Below are 17,099 nucleotides of genomic sequence, written 5' to 3' on the forward strand. Positions count from 1 at the left end.
CGCTCTTGGCAAAGGCCCAAGCAGCCGGTACTTGTCTTACAAAATGACTTAATCGGGAGGATTATCGTGGATCATGTCGGCCAGCGCCGTAGCGCTGTTCTTGTCGCGGCGTTGCTCGCCAGCGTTTCAGGCGATGCTGCCGCGCAGAACGCACCGCCGGTGCCGCTCCAGCCGCAGATCGACTCGCAGCGTCCCGACTGGGAGAACCCCGGCATCAACTACATCGGCCGGATGCCGGCGCATGCCACCGGCTTCCCGTTCGAGACGCGCGACAAGGCGCTCGCCGGCCATCGCACGGAATCGAAGCGCTTCCTGTCGCTGAACGGGCAATGGCAGTTCAGCTTCTCGCCCGATGCCGACAAGCTGCCGACCGGCTTCGAGCGTCCCGATTTCGACGCCTCGCAGTGGAAGACGATCAAGGTCCCCGCCGACTGGCAGACCGAGGGCTATGACCAGCCGCGCTACAACAACATCACCTACCCCTTCCCCGCCAACCGCCCGCTGATCCCGCACGCCACCAACCCGGTCGGTTCGTACCGCCGCACGATCGACCTGCCGGCCGGCTGGTCGGGGCAGGACGTCGTGCTGCACATCGGCGCGGCCGGCTCGGCCTATAAGGTGTGGGTCAACGGCCAGCAGGTCGGCTATTCGGAGGACAGCAAGCTCCCGTCCGAGTTCGACGTGACCCGCTTCGTCAAGCCCGGCGCGAACACCGTCGCGATCCAGGTGTTCCGCTGGTCGGACGGCAGCTATCTCGAGGATCAGGATTTCTGGCGCGTCTCGGGGATCGAGCGCGAGGTCTATCTGATGGCCGCGCCGAAGACGCGCATCCGCGACTTCTTCGTCCATGCCGGGCTCGACGAGAATTACCGCAACGGCAAGCTCGCCGTCGACCTGACGGTCGCGCCCGGCGCGGCGGTCAGCGCGCGCTACGTGCTGCTGGACGGCGACCGCATCGTCTCGCAGGGCCGCGCGCCGCTCGGTGCCGGTGACGCCGATCGCAAGACGACGCTCTCCGCCACCGTCGCCGGCGTGAAGCCGTGGAGCGCCGAGACGCCCAATCTCTACATGCTGCTGGTCGAACTGTACGACGCCAGGGGTGCGATCATCCAGTCGACCTATCAGCGGATCGGCTTCCGCACCGTCGAGATGAAGAACGGGCTGGTCAGCGTCAACGGCAAGCCGATCACGATCCGCGGCGTCAACCGCCACGAACACGATCCCGAGACCTTCCACGTCGTCAGCCGCGAGTCGATGGAGCACGACATCCAGCTGATGAAGCGCAACAACATCAACGCGCTGCGCACCTCGCACTATCCGAACGACCCGTATCTCTACGAACTCGCCGACCGCTACGGCCTGTACGTCATGGACGAGGCCAATATCGAGAGCCACGCCTATATGGAGATGGGGAACAACAACCCCCGCCAGCGCAGCGTGTACCAGCTCGGCTTCGACCCCGCATGGCAGTCGGCGCACGTCGACCGCGTGCTCAACATGGTCGAGCGCGACAAGAACCATCCCTCGATCATCTTCTGGTCGCTCGGCAACGAGGCGGGGATCGGCCCCAATTTCGCGACCGCCGGCACCGCCGCCAAGACGCGCGATCCCGGCCGGCTCATCAGCTACCTCGGCTGGGGCACCTATGAAGGCGTGCAGCAGCACCGCCCGAACTGGTTCGCCGACATCTACGCGCCGATGTACGATCCGGTCGCCAAGATGGCGGATTACGCCACCAACTGGAATTACAAGCAGCCGATGATCCAGTGCGAATATGCGCACATGATGGGTAATTCGGGCGGCAATTTGAAGGAATATTGGGACACGATCTACGCGCATCCCGACAAGCTGCAGGGCGGCTTCGCGTGGGACTGGGTCGATCAGGCGATGTACCGCTACACCAGGGACGGGCGCCGCTATTGGGGTGACGGCGGCGAATACGGTCCGAACCCCGGCGGTGATATCGAATTCGGCGACGGGATGCTCCAGGCGGATCGCACCCCCAACCCGCAGCTCTATGAGGTCCGCAAGGTCTACGCTCCGGTCCAGTTCACCGGCTATGACGCGAACGCCGGCCAGCTCACCGTCGCGAACCGCCACGACTTCCTCGGGGCGGATGCCTATGACTATAGCTGGGAAGTGCTGGAGAACGGCATCGCGGTCGCACGCGGCACGCTGGCGGCCCCGACCGTTGCCGCGCACCAGAGCGCGCGCGTCGCGCTCGCGCCGACCGGCTTCACCCGCCGCCCCGATGCCGAATATTTCCTGACCGTCAGCTACCGCGCAAAGGCCGGGATCACGCCCGGCGTCGCGGCGGGCACTGTGGTCGGCTGGGAGCAATTCCCGCTCACCGCCCCGCCGACTGCCGCGACCGTTGCCGACAACGGCCCGGTCAAGCTCGACAACCGCGGCGGCACCGTCCGGCTGTCGGCGGGCGAGACCGAATTGGTGATCGACCGCAAGACCGGGCTGGTCGATCGCTACGCGACCGGCGGGCGCGTCCTCCTCTCGGGTGGCACGCCCAACTTCACGCGCGCGCTGACCGACAATGATCTCGGCGTCGGCAGCGAGAAGCGCAACGTGCCGTGGCAGCGCGCCACCGACGAGCGCGTCGTCGAGGGTATCGACACGCAGAAGCTGCCCGGCGGTGGTGCGGCGGTGACGGTCCGCTGGCTGACCGGCGGCAACGTCGCGCGCTTCTCGACCCGCTACCAGATGGCGGCGGACGGCAGCGTCGCGGTGACGGGCGACTTCCAGCCGCTCGACACGACGCTCGGCGACCCGCTCCGCGTCGGCCTCTCCTACGTCACCCCGCGCGACTACAAGACCGTGCAATGGTATGGTCGCGGACCGCATGAGAGCTACAGCGATCGCAAGACCTCGGCGCCGATCGGGCTGTGGCGCGGCGACATCGCGGCGCAGAACCACGATTATCTCCGCCCGCAGGAAACCGGCAACAAGGTCGACGTGCGCTGGATGGAGCTGGTGCGCGGGCCCGACGGCGGGCTGCGCGTCGCCGGAGACCAGCCGCTGTCGATGAACGCGCTCGCCTTCCCGTATACCGAGCTGAACCGCCGCACCCCGGGCACGCGCAAGAGCACCGACATCGTCCCGGGCGCGAACGGCAGCCTGCTGGTCGACGCGGTGCAATCGGGTGTCGGCGGCGATACCGAATGGAGCGACTGGGGCCGACCGCTCGAGCAATATCGCATCAAGGTCGCGCCGCTGCGCTACGGCTTCACGCTCTCGCCGATCACCACCGACGGCCATGGTGCAAGCGCAAAGCCGGCCACCGCGACCGGGGAGGAGTAAAGTACCTTTCTTCGCCCCGGCCGTGAGCCGGGGCCCCGCTCCTTCTTGCCGACCATTGTTGAATGACGCCCCCCCGTCATCCCCGCGAAGGCGGGAATCCAGACGTGCAGGTCGTCGTAAGAGCAGCAACGTCAGAGTTTCTGGATACCCGCCGTCGCGGGAATGACGGTAATAGTGGTGGCACGGCACCGTTCCACCACCCGGGACGTTCCCCTCGCACCGCAGAGGAACCGCGACGATCGTGACCGACCGCCCCGCCGACCCGATCAAGCCCGGTCGCCTCCACGCGGCCGTGCGCTACGGCTGGCTGGCGCTCGGCTTCCTCCTCGTCGCGCTCGGCGTGATCGGCGCGCTGTTGCCGCTGATGCCGACCACGATTTTCCTGATCCTCGCGGCCGGCTGCTTCGCACGCTCTTCACCGCGGCTCGAGGCGTGGCTGCTCGACCATCCACGTTTCGGCCCGACACTGCGCGCGTGGCGTCGCAACCGCGCGATCCCGCGCCGCGCCAAGCTGCTGGCCTGCACCGGCATCGCCACCGGCTATGCGCTGTTCCTCGCCACGGCGCACCCACGCCTGCCGCTCGCACTGGTCGTGGCCGCGGCGATGGCCGCCTGCGCGCTGTTTATCCTTTCGCGCCCGACCGCCGCGCCCTCGTCAGCTGCGCCATGGTCGGACGCATAAGGCGCAAGGCCGGGCTCGCCGAAGCGGAGGCCCGTACGCACGCGGCGGCGATCGCGCCGCCGGTCTGCGCGCTTTGCGCCCGTCCGCTCGGCGCCCGTGTCGAATGGCACCACGTCATTCCGCGCAGCGAGGGGGGCACCGATACCGTGCCGCTCCATCCGATTTGCCACCGCGCGATCCACGCCGCCGCCGACAATCCGACGCTCGCACGTGCCGGCACGCTCGACGCGATCCGCGATCTGCCGCCGCTGAGTCGCTTTCTCCGCTGGATCGCGGACAAGCCCGCGGACTTCCACGCGCCGACCCATCGTCGTCGCGACGCGCTGCAATAAGGCCATATTGCGGCGCAGCATCCGGACTGTGGCCGGGATGCGGCACGAATGTTCATCTTCTCGACAGATTGCGTGTCTTTCGAGCAACACCGGCTGAGTTCCATGCCAAAATGGCGTTTTTCCGCGCAACCAAGAACGGGAGGCGTGGTTAGAGCAGTCCCCGGCCCGGCCGCACCTGGTGCTGCGACAAACCGGGCAACGAAACTGTATTGAGGTATTTTATGCGTAAGCTCGTTCTTGCGGCCGTTGCCGCATCCGCCGCGTTCGTCGCCACCCCGTCGCTGGCACAGGACGCCACGACGACGACCACCGACACCGCACCCGCGACGGCGCCGGACGGCACCCGCGCATTCGGGATCGAGCCCTATGTCGCCGTGCGTGGCGGCTGGGAAGAGTTCCAGAGCGACAGCGTTCCGGGTGCGCCGCGCCAGAACAAGCTGAACGGCTCGCTGGTCGAGGGTCTGGCCGGCGTCAACATCCCGCTCGGGCCGGTGTTCGTCGGCGCCGAAGGTAACGTCGCCAAGGGCGTGTCGGGCGACATCGACTGGCAGTATGGCGCCGCCGGCCGCTTCGGCTTCCGCGCCGGCGACAGCGGCCTGATCTACGGCAAGGTCGGCTACCAGTGGGTGAACTTCGACAAGCGCGTCAACACCGACCGTGACTTCCACGACATGACCTACGGCATCGGCTTCGAGGTCGGCCCGAAGGACATCGGTCTGGGCGGCATCACCAGCAACTCGGGCATCCGTCTGCGCGGCGAAGTGTCGAGCTACGGCTGGACCAACAGCTTCCGCCCGACGCTGGGCATCGTCGCGCACTTCTGATGCGCTGACGACAGGTTTTCCGGTCGTCGAAGGGAGCCTTGGACGACCGGGCCGCACCAGTAGCGTTTCGTGCGGGGAGAAAGGGGCGGGGCCGGATGGCCTCGCCCTTTTCCTTGTTAACCCATCATCGCCCGCCGGGCAGCCATTCCTCAAGCGCCGCGTTGACCTGCGCCGCGCCTTCCTGCTGCACCCAGTGGCCGACGCCCTTCAACCGCCGGATCGTCAGGTCGGACACGAACTCGTCGCTGCGATCGAGCGTCTCCAGTCCCAGTGTCTTGTCCTCGTCGCCCCACACGATCAGCGTCGGCACGTCGACGCGACCGTTGTCGGGCAGCCAGCGCGGTCGCGGGTTGAGCGGCACCGCGCGATACCAGTTGAGCATCGCGGTCAATGCGCCGGGCCGCTGCGCCGCCGCGGCATAGATGTCGACCACCGCCTCCGGGAACAGCGCCGGGTCGACCGCATGGCGCGCGAAGATCTGCCGCAGCGCCGCGGCATCGTTGCGGAGCAACATCCGCTCCGGCAATTCGGGCGCCTGATATGCCGCCAGATACCAGCTGCGCCGTTGCTGCGGCCAGTTGCGCAGCGCGCGCGCGAAGCAGCGCGGGTGCGGCATGTTCATGATGACCAGCCGGTCGAGCGGCCGCACATGGTGGATCGCGAACGACCACGCGACGGCCCCGCCCCAGTCATGTCCGATCAGCGTCAGCGTCTTCGCGCCGCTGGCGTCGAACAGCGCGGCGACATCCGCGACCAGATATTCGATGCGATAAGCGTCGATACCCTCCGGTTTCGAGGTCGCGCCATAGCCGCGCTGGCACGGCGCCCACACGCGGTACCCCATTGCTGCCAGCACCGGAATCTGGTGTCGCCAGCTATAGGCGAGTTCGGGATAGCCGTGCAGACAGATCGCGAGGTGGTCGCCCGCACCGGCCTCGATCACCTCGAACGACAGACCGCGCACCGCGATCTCGCGGACCGTCATCCCGCTCCCGGCATCGGGCTGCCAGCTGGGGATCATGCGCGCATGTCCAGCCGAACGATCGACGTCCACGTCATGACCGCCCTCTCCTTACCTCTCCGCTCCTATCATAGATGAGGACGGATTGCAGGCAAGTCATTGCAATCGATAGCGAAATTCGCTCTAAATCCTGACCGGGCGCGCAGCCGGCCTTCATCTTCCGGCGAGGACGGGGTCAGCGGTAACGGACAGGTCTAGCGGCGGCGTTTGCGCCGCGGCGTCTCCTGCGCGCTCAGCACGTCCAGCAGGGCACGCGCTGCCCCGGTCTCGGCCTCCTGCTTGCTGGTCCCCTCTGCGCTCACCTCGTCCTTGCCGACGGTTACGCGCACCGTGAAGCGCGGCGCATGCCCCGGCCCGGCGCGGTCGACCAGTTCATAGGCGGGCACTGCGCGGCGGTTGGCCGCCGCCCATTCCTGCAGCGCCGACTTGGGATGCTGCGGCGCCTTGTCATCGCTGTGAATGCGATCGGCCCACAACCGCCGCACCGCCGCGCGCGCCGCATCGAGGCCGGCGGTGCGGTAAAGCGCACCGAGCAGCGCCTCCATCACGTCGCCGAGCAGGTTGTCGCCATGCTGCGCGCCATCGTCGCGCGCCTGCTTGCCGAGCCGGACGTGCGCCACCGCACCGATCCCGCGCGCCACCTCGGCGCACACGGCGCCCGTCACCAGCGCGTTGAAGCGCTTCGACAATTGCCCCTCGGGTTCGTCGGGGAAGACCTCGCTCAGCCACTCGGCCATGATGAGCCCGAGCACGCGGTCGCCGAGAAATTCGAGCCGCTCGTAGCTTTCGCCTGCATGGCTCGAATGCGTCAGCGCGCGCTTGAACAATTCGGGGTTCTCGGGCCGGACGCCCAGCACCTCGTCCACCCATGCAGCGACATCGTCGCTCACGCTCAGAAGCCGTGTCCGATCCGGCTGAACCGCGCCGCCGACACCCACGTCCACGGCTTGATCCATTCCGCCGAGCCGTCGGTCGACCAGAAGGTTACCAACGCCTTCCCCTGGATCCGCTCCATCGGGATATAGCCCATGCCTTCGGGCGGCGCGAAGCGGCTGTCGGCGCTGTCGTCGCGATTGTCGCCCATCAGGAACACGTCGCCGGCCGGCACGGTATAGACGTCGGTGTCGTCGGCGATCGGCAGATTGCCCTGATCGAGCACCTCATAGCTGCGCCCGCCCGGCAACGTCTCACGAAAGCGCGGGTAGCGGCAGATCGGCTGTCCGGTCGCATCGACGTCCTGGAACTGTGCGCCGCATTTCTCCGCGGGGAAATTGGGCGTCAGCGGCACGATGAAGTCGGCGACGCGCTGCTTCGGGATCGCCTTGCCGTTGAGGAACAACTGACCGTTCTGCATCTGGATCTTGTCACCCGGCAGCCCGATCACGCGCTTGATGACATCATGATCGTCCGGTCCCAGCGAGCGGAACACCACCGTGTCGCCGCGTGTCGGCGTGTTCGCGAGGATCCGGCCCGGGATCAACGGCACGCCCCACGGCAGCGACCAGCGCGAATAGCCATAATTCCACTTCGACACGAACAGATAGTCGCCGATCAACAGCCGCGGCAGCATCGACTCGGACGGGATCGAGAACGGCGAGAAGATGAAGCTGCGCAGAATGAACACGAACAACGCCAGCTTCAGCAGGAAGCGGATCGTCTCGCCGGTTTCGGAATGCGCGGGCTTGCCGGGGGCAGCAGGGGTGGCCATGAAGCACCGCGTCGCGCAACCGCTCGCCTTCGTCAAGCGGAGCCTTGGCTCGCGCGAACGGTTATGGCCCGCAATTGGTCGGAAGGAAGATGCAGATGGCGGATTGGTCAAGGATCGAAGCGCTCCCCACGGAGCGACTGGAGACGCTGTTCGCGAACGACCCGGATCGGCTGGCGAAGCTGTCGCTCGACGTCGCCGGCATCCATTTCGACTGGTCGAAGACCCATTTGACCCCCGAGGCGGTCGCGGCATTCGAGGCGCTGGCGAAGGAAACCGATCTCGCCGGCAAGCGCGAGGCGATGTTCGGCGGCCAGAACGTCAATGTCACCGAGGACCGCCCCGTCGAGCACACCGCCGAACGTGGTGAAGGCAAGGACGAAAGCGTCGCGCGCGCCGCTTCCTACCACGCGCGGATGCGCGCGGTGATCGACGCGATCGAGGCCGACGCCTTCGGCCCGATCCGCAGCGTCCTGCACGTCGGCATCGGCGGTTCGGCGCTCGGGCCGCACCTGCTGGTCGACGCACTCGGCCGCGACAGCGACCGTTATGACGTCGCGATCGTCTCGAACGTCGACGGCATGGCGCTCGACGATGTGTTCGACCGCTTCGATCCGGCGACGACATTGCTGGTGGTCGCGTCGAAGACCTTCACCACCACCGAGACGATGATGAACGCCGAAAGCGTCATCGCCTGGATGACCGGTGCTGGTGTCGAGGACCCTTATGGCCGCGTCATCGCGCTGACCGCCTCGCCCGAAAAGGCGATCGAATGGGGCGTCGACGAGACGCGCATCCTGCCCTTTTCCGAAGGCGTTGGCGGGCGGTATTCGCTCTGGTCGTCGATCGGCTTCCCGGCGGCGATCAAGCTCGGCTGGGAGCAGTTCGAGGAATTGCTCGACGGTGCCGCGGAAATGGACCGTCACTTCCGCCTCACCGCGCTCCACGAAAATGCCCCGGCGCTCGCCGCCTTCGCCGACCTCTATTACACACAGGTCCGTGGTTGCGAGACGCGCGCGCCCTTCGCCTATGACGAGCGGCTGCGGCTGCTGCCGAGCTACCTCCAGCAGCTCGAGATGGAATCGAACGGCAAGGGCGTGACGGTCGACGGCCAGTCGGTCGGCCGCCCGACCGCCGCGATCACCTGGGGTGGCGTCGGCACCGACGCGCAGCACGCGGTGTTCCAGTTGCTCCATCAGGGCACGCATCTCATCCCCGTCGAGTTCCTCGCGGTGATCGAGGCCGGCGACACCTTGCCCGCGGAGCATCACCGCCAGTTGCTGCTCAACGCTTTCGCGCAGGGCGCGGCGCTGATGAAGGGCAAGCAGGTCGACGACCCCGCACGCAGCTATCCCGGCGACCGCCCGTCCTCGACGTTGCTGCTCGACCGGCTCGACGCGCGCACGCTCGGCGCGCTGATCGCCTTCTACGAGCACCGCGTGTTCGTGAACGGCGTGCTGCTCGGCATCAACTCCTTCGACCAGTTCGGCGTCGAGCTGGGCAAGGAAATGGCGAAGGCCGCGGCCAGGGGCGGCGGCGACTTCGACCCCTCCACCACCGACCTGATCGCGCGCGCCGGTCTGGCGTAAGCGCGCCCGGCCGACTATGTGTATGGCTCGAAGGAGCCATACACATGCGGACCAATATCGAGATCGACGACGCGCTGATGGCCGAGGCGATGGAGATAATGGGTGTCACGACGAAGCGTGAGGCCGTGAAGCGGGCGTTGGAGGGTGTGGTTCGCGCAAAGCGGCAGCTTCGGGCCTGGGACGGCTTGCGCGGCCTGGGTTGGGAGGGCGACCTCGACGACATGCGTACCAGCAAATACATCCCGGCTGAATGAGCGTCGTTGTCGACACCAGCGTCTGGATCGATCTGCTCGCTGACCGTCACACGCTCCAGACCGAACGTGGTCGAGCGCTGATCGTAGCCCGGCACGAGCTTTTGATCGGCAACCTTGTGCTCGCCGAGATATTGCAGGGTACGCGCGATCAGCGCGACCACGACCGAAAACTGGGGATGCTGGACGGTTTCACGCCCATCACGATCGTTGACCGTCGTATCGCGATCGAGGCGGCGCGCAACTATCGCGTACTGCGCGCGCTCGGCATCACGATCCGCAAAACGATCGACACATTGATCGCCACGCGCTGCATCATCGACGGCATCCCGCTTCTCTACAGCGACCGCGACTTCGACCCGTTCGTCGAACATCTCGGCCTTCGCTCCGCCATGACCTGACAGCTCACCTGTCCTACGCCACTCGCCCCTGCTAACAGCGGCACCATCCGGCGCGCCGCTGGTTCGTCATCCAACGCGCGATCGTCTCAACATTCACAACATTCGCGCCCAACGGAGCCCATTCATGTCCGACTTCGACTACGACCTTTTCGTCATCGGCGCCGGTTCAGGCGGCACGCGTGCGGCGCGCGTCTCCGCCGCGCATGGCGCGAAGGTGGCGGTGGCGGAGGAATATCGCGTCGGCGGCACCTGCGTGATCCGTGGCTGCGTTCCCAAGAAGCTGCTCGTCTACGGCGCGCATTTCGCCGAGGACCTGCGCGACGCGCGTCACTTCGGCTGGGACGTCCCCGATGACTGCGCCTTCAGCTGGCCGCGGCTGCGCGACAATGTGCTGAAGGAGGTGGATCGCATCAACAAGGCGTACACCACCACGATCGAAAGCTCGGGTGCGGAGATCATCCACCAGCGCGCCACCGTCTCCGGCCCCAACGAAGTCACGCTCGCCGACGGCACGAAGAAGACCGCGAAGACGATCCTGATCGCAGTCGGCGCCCATCCCGCAATCCCCGAATGCCCCGGCCACGAACATGGCATCACCTCGAACGAGGCGTTCCATCTCGACGGCATCCCCAAGCGCATCCTGATCGCGGGCGCCGGCTATATCGCCAACGAATTCGCGGGCGTCTTCCATCAGCTCGGCGCGCACGTCATCCTGATGAACCGCACCAAGGAGATCCTGCGCGGCTACGACCTCCAGATTCGCGACCGGCTGCTCCAGATCAGCATGATGAAGGGGCTCGAGTTCCGCTTCGACGCCGCCTTCCAGGGGATCGACAAGGGCGAGGACGGCTGCCTCACCGTCCATATGTCGAACCACGAACCGGTCACCGTCGACCTCGTGATGTTCGCCACCGGGCGCAAGCCGAACACCAATGGCCTCGGGCTGGAAACCGCCGGGGTGGAACTGGACGATCACGGCGCGGTCGTGGTCGACGACGACAACCGCTCGACCTGTGCGTCGATCTATGCGGTCGGCGACGTCACCAACCGTATCCAGCTCACCCCGATCGCGATCCGCGAAGGGCAGGCGTTCGCCGACAACATGTTCGGCGGCAAGGCGACCCGGGTCGATTACGATTGCGTTCCCAGCGCAGTGTTCAGCCACCCGCCACTCGCCGGCGTCGGCCTGACCGAGGCGCAGGCGCGTCAGAAGCTCGGCTCGGTAAAGGTCTATTCGTCGGACTTCCGCCCGATGAAGAACGTGCTTGCCGACCGCGACGAGCGCGCGCTCTACAAGATGGTCTGTGATGGCGAAACCGATCGCGTCGTCGGCATCCACATGATCGGACCGGACGTCCCCGAGATCATCCAGGCCGCCGCGGTTGCGGTGAAGGCCGGCCTGACCAAGGCGCAGTTCGACGCGACCGTGGCGCTACATCCGACGATGGCCGAGGAACTGGTGTTGCTGAAATAAAGCCCCCGTCCTCCCCGCTTATTCCGTCATCCCCGCGAGGGCGGGGATCCAGACGCGCAGGTTCACGCACGGGCCGCACCGTCGGCGTATCTGGTTTCCTGCCCCCGCGGGAATGACGGGCCCGGGATCACCCCACCGCGCCCCGCCCCACCGGGATCACCGCCGCCGTCATCCGTGCCAGGCACACCAACCGCTCCGCCTCGTCGGTCACCCGGATCGTCCACACCTGCGACGACCGTCCGCGCGCCTCGCTGATCGCGGTGGCAAAGACGAACCCCTCGCCGACCGGCCGCAGGTGGTTGGCGTTGATCTCCATGCCGACCGCGGCGGAGGTCGCCGGATCGAGCGTCGCCATCGCGGCGACCGACGCCACCGTCTCGGCCAGCGCGACCGAGGCACCGCCGTGCAGCCGCCCGTACGGCTGACGGGTGCGCTGGTCGACCGGCATCCGCGCGCGCAACCAGTCGTCCCCGGCGTCGACGAACGCGATCCCGAGGAAGCCCGGCATCGACCCCGCACAGGCGGCGGTCAGCGCGTCGAGATCGAGAGGGGAATGCCAGATGCTCACGCGTGCTCTCCAAACGGCAGGATGGTCTCATAAAGCGCCAGCGCCGGGGCGCCCGGCACGATAGCCCCATGCCGCAACAGAAAGGCATGGCGGACGATCTCGGCCTGTTGCTCGAGGCCATAGCGCTCCAGCCGCCAACCGGGGCGGATCGCATAATCGTAGCGGCAGAACGGATGACGCTTCAGCGGCAGGAAGATGCCGCGCTGGTGCTGCCAGATGTGGCACAGCTCATGGATGAACAGCCCCTGCAGATCGAGCGAGGCGGCGGCGAAATCCTCGCACCACAGATCGCCCTTCGGATGAAAGTGGATGCAACCGCGCGGCGCCATCACCACGTCGCGCGGCTGGAAGAACGCCCATTTCCGGTTCGCCAGCCGCACCGCCCCATAGTCGATCGCATCGCCGTACATCGACCGCGCCAATGCGACCTCCGCCGGCGTCAGGGGCCGCTGATCCCTTATATCCCTATCTCCGCGAGCAGCAGGAACGGGCTCGTTCCGATACGACGATGACAGGAACACTCCAGCCACACGATCGACAATCCGCCGAGTACGATCGGGAAGGCGATGCCGAGCGCGGCGATCATGTCGACCCTCTCGCGACCACCATAATGAAGCACGATCAGCGCAGCGATGGCGGCGATCACCATTTCAGTGAGGAGCGTCAGAACGAAGCGAAGAACCGCCGGCCGGCCGCTCAGCTCCTCATCCGGCGGCCGAAAGCCCGGCTCACTCCGGGGCGACATCGCCCGCCGCGATCACCTTCGCCTCGACCTTCGCCACCGCGCCATCGGCGAAGCGCAGCGTCAGCGGCACCCGCGACCCCGCTTGCGCACTCTGAGGCAGGTCGAACAGCATCACGTGCCGCCCGCCTGGCGCGAAGGAGACATCAGTTTTCGCCGGGACCGGGACCGTTGCCAGCGACTCCATCGTCACCATGCCGCTGGTGGTCATCCGGCTGCCATGCATTTCTGCGCGGGATACGCCCGGCGCTTCCACGCGAACCAGCGTCGTGTCCTTCGCCCCGCCGCGCAATGCGAAATAGCCCGCCGCAGGCCGACCCGGCACCGCCGCCAGCCGAACATAGGCGTCATCGGCGACCGGTGCCGCTGCCTGCGCCGAACATCCCGCCGCCGCGAGGATCAAAGCTGCCATCGTCAAGCGGCGCATGGTCGTCTCTCCCGTCACCGGACCGGATGTACGGTCGCGTCGCCGCGCGGGCAAGCACCGCTGCGCATGGAAGACGTGCAGCAGCGGTCGTCCGTGTCTGCCCCACTGGAGCGGGTGCTTCACGTGCTTCGCCGCGCATCCGCGTTCTTGGTCCGCAACGTCGGCGCGGCCGCGGCAGGATCGTCGGGCCAGGGATGGCGCGGATAGCGGCCGCGCATCTCGCGCGCGACGTCGCGCCAGCTCCCCTGCCAGAAGCCCGGCAGATCACGCGTCGTCTGGATCGGTCGTCCCGCCGGCGAGGTGAGCGACAGCACCAATGGCACGCGCCGTTCCCCGACCATCGGATGCTCGGCCAGCCCGAACAACGCCTGTACGCGCAGTTCGACGGTTGGCCCGGCCTCAGCGGCATAGTCGATCGCATGTGTCGAGCCGGCCGGGCTGGTGAAGTCGGCCGGCGCGAGCCGGTCGATCTGGCGCAGCGCGTCCCAGCCGAGTAACATGCGCAGCGCCTCGGTCAACGCGCCCGACGTGATCGCATCGAGCCGGCGCTTGCCCGCCACCAGCGCCGGCAGCCACTCGTCCAGCCGCTCGACCAGCATGGCATCGTCGATCGGCACACCCGCATAGGCGGCCCGCGTTCGTAGCGCCCGCGCGCCCGCCGACCACGGCAAGAGCTCCACGCCATGCGTCCGCACGCCCTCGACGAGCGCCGCCGCGATGACCGCCGGGTCCGCCTGGCTGTCCGGCCCGCTCGACACACGGATCGCGCCGATCCGCCGCTCGCGCAACGGCTGGACGCCGCCCGTGGCCGGATCGAACACCGCCGTCCGCTTGGTCTCGATCCGTTCGGCGAACAACGTCTCGACCTCAGCGGCATCGATCGCCGCGCCCGACAGGATGCGTGCGCCCGCCGCCATCCCCTGCGTCTCCGCAACCGCCAGCCATTCCGCGCGCGCCAGCGACGACGCCGCATCGAGCCGGAACCCGCGCCCGCCCGCCGATACCCAGCGCTCGCCGCTCGCATCGCGCCGCCGCGCCACCCGGTCGGGGAAGGCCAGCGCCACGCACGCCGCGATCGTGTCGCCGCTGTCGTCGCGCCCCGCCATCGCCGCCCAGCGCTTCGCCAGCCCGCGCGCATTTTCCGCCTTGGGCGAGCGCTCGCCGCGCCAGCGCCGCAGCCGCAGTTCGAGGTCGGCGTCCTGCCCGCCCAGTCCGCGCTCCTGCAACAGCACCGCAATCTCGGCGGCCAGCCGCTTGTCGCCCGCGCGCAGCAGCATATGCGCCAGCCGCGGCGTCATCGGCAGCCGCGCGATCTTGCGACCCTGCGCGGTCGGTCGCCCGTCCGCGTCGATCGCCCCCAGCCCGAACAGCCGCGCGCGCGCCTCGTCAATCGCCACCGCGGGCGGCGCGTCGATCCAGCGCAGCGCGCGCGGATCGGCCACCCCCCACAGGGCGCACGCCAGCACCAACGCCGACAGATCGGCCTCGAGGATCTCCGGCGGATCAAAGCGCGGGATGCCCGCGGTCGCCGCCGCCTCCCACAAGCGATAGGCGACCCCCGGCCCCTGCCGCGCCGCACGACCGGCGCGCTGCGTCGCTGCCGCCTGGCTCGCGCGCTCGGTCACCAGCCGCGTCATCCCCGCGGCGCGATCATAGCGCGGGCGGCGTGCCAGCCCGCTGTCGATCACCACACGGATACCGTCGAGCGTCAGGCTGGTCTCCGCGATCGAGGTCGCCAGCACCAGCTTGCGCGCGCCATCCGGCTCGGCACGGATCGCCAAGCGCTGCGCCGCCGGATCGAGGCTCCCGTGCAGCCGGTGCAGCCGAACGCCCGGTACGTCGCCGATCCGCTCGGCGGTGCGCTCGATTTCGGCGACGCCGGGCAGGAAGGCGAGCACCCCGCCCGCCTCTTCGGCGAGCGCGCGGCGGACCGCCGCTGCCATCGAGTCCTCGATCCGCGCCTCGACGGCGCGACCGATATGCCGCAGCTCAAGCGGATGGCTGCGCCCCTCGCTCTCGATCACCGGCGCATCGTCCATCAGCGCCGCAAAGCGCGCGCCGTCCAGCGTCGCCGACATCGCCACCACGCGCAGATCGGGCCGCAGCCCGGCCTGCGCGTCGAGCGCCAGCGCCAGCCCGAAATCACCATCGAGGCTCCGCTCGTGCACTTCGTCGAACAGGATCGCCGAGATGCCAGTCAGCTCAGGATCGTCCTGCAATCGCGCGGTAAGAATGCCCTCGGTCACGACGGTGACGCGCGTCGCCGCCGACCGCTTCGTATCGAGCCGCGTGGCATAGCCGAAGGTACGCCCGACCGGCTCGTCGGCCTGCGCGGCCATCCGCTCGGCCGCCGCGCGCGCGGCCAGCCGGCGCGGGCTCGTCACCAGCACCTCGCCGCTGCACCACGGTTCACCGATCAGTGCCGGCGCGACCGCAGTAGTCTTCCCCGCCCCCGGCGGCGCCACCAGTACCGCCGATGACCGCTCGCGCAGCGTGGCGAGCAGCTCGGGCAGCACGGCATGGATCGGCAGCGAGGTCACGGGCGGGTCTGTGGCAGATCGGCGCGGGGTTGAGAACCGCCCCATCCCCGTCGCCCCTGCGCAGGCAGGGGCCCATGTCTGTGGAGTGGGAGTGAGGGGCTGACACGAGCACGCTGCACTTGTGTCAGAGGCTCATCCCCGGCCGAGACAGACATGGGCCCCTGCCTGCGCAGGGGCGACGGGACCGGTCTGTTCATCGCCGCCCGGTAGTCACACCCCCGCCGTGATCGCCTTCAGATCGACGATCGGCCGCGCGCCGAAATGCTGGATGACCTCCGCCGCACAGATCGCGCCGAGCGTCAGCGACGCCTCCAGCGACTTGCCCTGCGCCTGCCCGTGGAGGAAGCCCGCCGCGAACAGGTCGCCCGCGCCGGTCGTGTCGACCACCTTGTCGATCGGCTGCGCGGGCACCACGACGCGCTCGCCGCCCGCCACCGCCATAGCGCCGCGCTCGGCCAGCGTGACGACGACCAGCGGCACCTTGCCCTGCACCGCCGCCACCGCCGCATCGACCGTATCGGTCTGCGTCAGGAACATGATCTCGGTCTCATTGGCGAACAGCACGTCGATCAGCCCCTGATCGATCAGCGCGTGGAACGCCTCACGATGCCGGTCGATCACGAACTCGGCCGACAGCGTGAAGGCGACCTTGCGCCCCGCGCCACGCGCGATGTCGATCGCGGCGCGCATCGCCGCGCGCGGCTCTTCCGGGTCCCACAGATAGCCTTCGAGATACAGGTAGCGCGCATCCGCGATCAGCCCGGCGTCCAGCGCCTCGGCCGGCAGATAGTGCGACGCACCCAGAAAGGTGTTCATCGTCCGCTGCCCGTCGGGCGTCACGAAGATCAGGCAACGCCCGGTCGTCGGCGCACCGGCGCGCGACGCGGTGTCGAAGCGGATGCCCGCCGCGCGGATGTCGTGCGCGAACACCTCGCCGAGCTGGTCGTCGGCGACCTGCCCGATGAAGGCGCACTGGCTGCCCAGCGCCGCCATCCCCGCGATCGTGTTCGCAGCCGACCCGCCCGACACTTCCTGCCCCGGTCCCATCTTCGCGTAGAGCGCGTCGGCCTCCTCCGGCGAGAAGACCAGCGCCATCGCGCCCTTGGTCATGCCGTTCGCGGCGATGAACGCATCGTCGGCGGGCGAGAGGATGTCGACGATGGCATTGCCAATCGCGACCACGTCATAGCGGGGTTCGGTCAAATCACGGTTCCTGGCAGCGGGGAAAGCG

Annotated in this window: 17 protein-coding genes; 8 read left to right on the forward strand and 9 right to left on the reverse strand. The window is 68.1% G+C overall.

Going from position 1 to position 17,099, the window contains the following annotated elements:
* Nucleotides 1-66 precede the first annotated feature (66 nt).
* The 4 genes from BACI71_RS13110 to BACI71_RS13125 all read left to right on the forward strand — a co-directional run bounded on the left by BACI71_RS13110 (nucleotide 67) and on the right by BACI71_RS13125 (nucleotide 5,150).
* Nucleotides 67-3,312, forward strand: a complete 3,246-nt coding sequence (locus tag BACI71_RS13110; RefSeq protein ID WP_201297373.1) for a glycoside hydrolase family 2 TIM barrel-domain containing protein — start codon at nucleotides 67-69, stop codon at nucleotides 3,310-3,312.
* A gap of 241 nt (nucleotides 3,313-3,553) precedes the next feature.
* Nucleotides 3,554-3,994, forward strand: a complete 441-nt coding sequence (locus tag BACI71_RS13115) for a YbaN family protein (RefSeq protein WP_159759297.1) — start codon at nucleotides 3,554-3,556, stop codon at nucleotides 3,992-3,994.
* A complete protein-coding gene (locus tag BACI71_RS13120) occupies nucleotides 3,979-4,326 on the forward strand; it encodes an HNH endonuclease (RefSeq protein WP_159759299.1) in 348 nt (115 codons plus the stop codon). The genes BACI71_RS13115 and BACI71_RS13120 overlap by 16 nt, the downstream gene beginning before the upstream one ends.
* Nucleotides 4,327-4,547: 221 nt before the next feature.
* A complete protein-coding gene (locus BACI71_RS13125) occupies nucleotides 4,548-5,150 on the forward strand; it encodes an opacity protein (RefSeq protein ID WP_159759301.1) in 603 nt (200 codons plus the stop codon).
* Nucleotides 5,151-5,274: 124 nt separating this feature from the next.
* Here BACI71_RS13125 and BACI71_RS13130 read toward each other — a convergent pair whose 3' ends face one another.
* The 3 genes from BACI71_RS13130 to lepB all read right to left on the reverse strand — a co-directional run bounded on the left by BACI71_RS13130 (nucleotide 5,275) and on the right by lepB (nucleotide 7,879).
* Entirely contained in the window at nucleotides 5,275-6,171 is an 897-nt protein-coding gene (locus BACI71_RS13130) for an alpha/beta fold hydrolase (RefSeq protein ID WP_159759303.1), read from the reverse strand.
* Between the two features lie 194 nt (nucleotides 6,172-6,365).
* Nucleotides 6,366-7,061: a ribonuclease III gene (gene rnc, locus BACI71_RS13135; RefSeq protein ID WP_236552977.1), complete on the reverse strand. Its 696-nt coding sequence runs from the start codon at nucleotides 7,059-7,061 to the stop codon at nucleotides 6,366-6,368.
* A 2-nt stretch (nucleotides 7,062-7,063) separates the two neighbouring features.
* The gene (lepB, locus tag BACI71_RS13140) at nucleotides 7,064-7,879 is read right to left on the reverse strand and encodes a signal peptidase I (protein ID WP_159759307.1); all 816 of its coding nucleotides are present in this window, start codon (nucleotides 7,877-7,879) and stop codon (nucleotides 7,064-7,066) included.
* A 95-nt stretch (nucleotides 7,880-7,974) separates the two neighbouring features.
* Here lepB and pgi point away from each other — a divergent pair, with 95 nt between their 5' ends.
* The 4 genes from pgi (at nucleotide 7,975) to gorA (ending at nucleotide 11,591) form a co-directional block, all read left to right on the forward strand.
* Complete coding sequence (pgi, locus tag BACI71_RS13145; protein WP_159759309.1) at nucleotides 7,975-9,465, forward strand: glucose-6-phosphate isomerase; 1,491 nt, start codon at nucleotides 7,975-7,977, stop codon at nucleotides 9,463-9,465.
* Between the two features lie 44 nt (nucleotides 9,466-9,509).
* Nucleotides 9,510-9,719, forward strand: a complete 210-nt coding sequence (locus BACI71_RS13150) for a type II toxin-antitoxin system VapB family antitoxin (RefSeq protein ID WP_159759311.1) — start codon at nucleotides 9,510-9,512, stop codon at nucleotides 9,717-9,719.
* Complete coding sequence (gene vapC / locus BACI71_RS13155) at nucleotides 9,716-10,117, forward strand: type II toxin-antitoxin system VapC family toxin (RefSeq protein WP_159759314.1); 402 nt, start codon at nucleotides 9,716-9,718, stop codon at nucleotides 10,115-10,117. The genes BACI71_RS13150 and vapC overlap by 4 nt, the downstream gene beginning before the upstream one ends.
* A 124-nt stretch (nucleotides 10,118-10,241) precedes the next feature.
* Nucleotides 10,242-11,591 (forward strand): glutathione-disulfide reductase, encoded by a 1,350-nt coding sequence (gene gorA / locus BACI71_RS13160; protein WP_159759316.1) that lies wholly within the window; start codon nucleotides 10,242-10,244, stop codon nucleotides 11,589-11,591.
* 127 nt (nucleotides 11,592-11,718) lie between these two features.
* On the opposite strand, the gene BACI71_RS13165 is transcribed toward gorA, so the two are convergent.
* The 6 genes from BACI71_RS13165 to BACI71_RS13190 all read right to left on the reverse strand — a co-directional run bounded on the left by BACI71_RS13165 (nucleotide 11,719) and on the right by BACI71_RS13190 (nucleotide 17,071).
* A complete protein-coding gene (locus BACI71_RS13165; protein ID WP_236552978.1) occupies nucleotides 11,719-12,159 on the reverse strand; it encodes a hotdog fold thioesterase in 441 nt (146 codons plus the stop codon).
* Nucleotides 12,156-12,569, reverse strand: a complete 414-nt coding sequence (locus tag BACI71_RS13170) for a vgr related protein (protein ID WP_159761209.1) — start codon at nucleotides 12,567-12,569, stop codon at nucleotides 12,156-12,158. Before BACI71_RS13170 ends, BACI71_RS13165 begins: the two co-directional genes overlap by 4 nt.
* Nucleotides 12,570-12,616: 47 nt before the next feature.
* Nucleotides 12,617-12,904 (reverse strand): hypothetical protein, encoded by a 288-nt coding sequence (locus BACI71_RS13175; protein ID WP_159759318.1) that lies wholly within the window; start codon nucleotides 12,902-12,904, stop codon nucleotides 12,617-12,619.
* Nucleotides 12,888-13,313, reverse strand: coding sequence for a copper chaperone PCu(A)C (locus tag BACI71_RS13180; protein ID WP_236552979.1), 426 nt, complete (start codon nucleotides 13,311-13,313; stop codon nucleotides 12,888-12,890). The genes BACI71_RS13175 and BACI71_RS13180 overlap by 17 nt, the downstream gene beginning before the upstream one ends.
* 134 nt (nucleotides 13,314-13,447) lie before the next feature.
* Nucleotides 13,448-15,913: an ATP-dependent helicase HrpB gene (gene hrpB, locus BACI71_RS13185; protein WP_159759322.1), complete on the reverse strand. Its 2,466-nt coding sequence runs from the start codon at nucleotides 15,911-15,913 to the stop codon at nucleotides 13,448-13,450.
* A 165-nt stretch (nucleotides 15,914-16,078) separates the two neighbouring features.
* On the reverse strand, nucleotides 16,079-17,071 hold the full coding sequence (locus tag BACI71_RS13190) for an adenosine kinase (protein WP_159759323.1): 993 nt from the start codon (nucleotides 17,069-17,071) through the stop codon (nucleotides 16,079-16,081).
* Between the last annotated feature and the right edge of the window lie 28 nt (nucleotides 17,072-17,099).

This window comes from Sphingomonas sp. 8AM (assembly GCF_902506455.1).
Lineage (GTDB): Bacteria > Pseudomonadota > Alphaproteobacteria > Sphingomonadales > Sphingomonadaceae > Sphingomonas.

Excerpts from the sequence above, each read along its gene's own strand:
- BACI71_RS13125 (WP_159759301.1), top strand. The coding sequence starts at position 4,548 with ATGCGTAAGCTCGTTCTTGCGGCCGTTGCCGCATCCGCCGCGTTCGTC.
- vapC (WP_159759314.1), top strand. The coding sequence starts at position 9,716 with ATGAGCGTCGTTGTCGACACCAGCGTCTGGATCGATCTGCTCGCTGAC.
- lepB (WP_159759307.1), bottom strand. The coding sequence starts at position 7,879 with ATGGCCACCCCTGCTGCCCCCGGCAAGCCCGCGCATTCCGAAACCGGC.
- BACI71_RS13150 (WP_159759311.1), top strand. The coding sequence starts at position 9,510 with ATGCGGACCAATATCGAGATCGACGACGCGCTGATGGCCGAGGCGATG.
- BACI71_RS13120 (WP_159759299.1), top strand. The coding sequence starts at position 3,979 with ATGGTCGGACGCATAAGGCGCAAGGCCGGGCTCGCCGAAGCGGAGGCC.
- hrpB (WP_159759322.1), bottom strand. The coding sequence starts at position 15,913 with ATGGGGCGGTTCTCAACCCCGCGCCGATCTGCCACAGACCCGCCCGTG.
- BACI71_RS13130 (WP_159759303.1), bottom strand. The coding sequence starts at position 6,171 with ATGATCCCCAGCTGGCAGCCCGATGCCGGGAGCGGGATGACGGTCCGC.
- pgi (WP_159759309.1), top strand. The coding sequence starts at position 7,975 with ATGGCGGATTGGTCAAGGATCGAAGCGCTCCCCACGGAGCGACTGGAG.
- BACI71_RS13170 (WP_159761209.1), bottom strand. The coding sequence starts at position 12,569 with ATGTACGGCGATGCGATCGACTATGGGGCGGTGCGGCTGGCGAACCGG.
- BACI71_RS13180 (WP_236552979.1), bottom strand. The coding sequence starts at position 13,313 with ATGGCAGCTTTGATCCTCGCGGCGGCGGGATGTTCGGCGCAGGCAGCG.
- BACI71_RS13175 (WP_159759318.1), bottom strand. The coding sequence starts at position 12,904 with ATGTCGCCCCGGAGTGAGCCGGGCTTTCGGCCGCCGGATGAGGAGCTG.
- gorA (WP_159759316.1), top strand. The coding sequence starts at position 10,242 with ATGTCCGACTTCGACTACGACCTTTTCGTCATCGGCGCCGGTTCAGGC.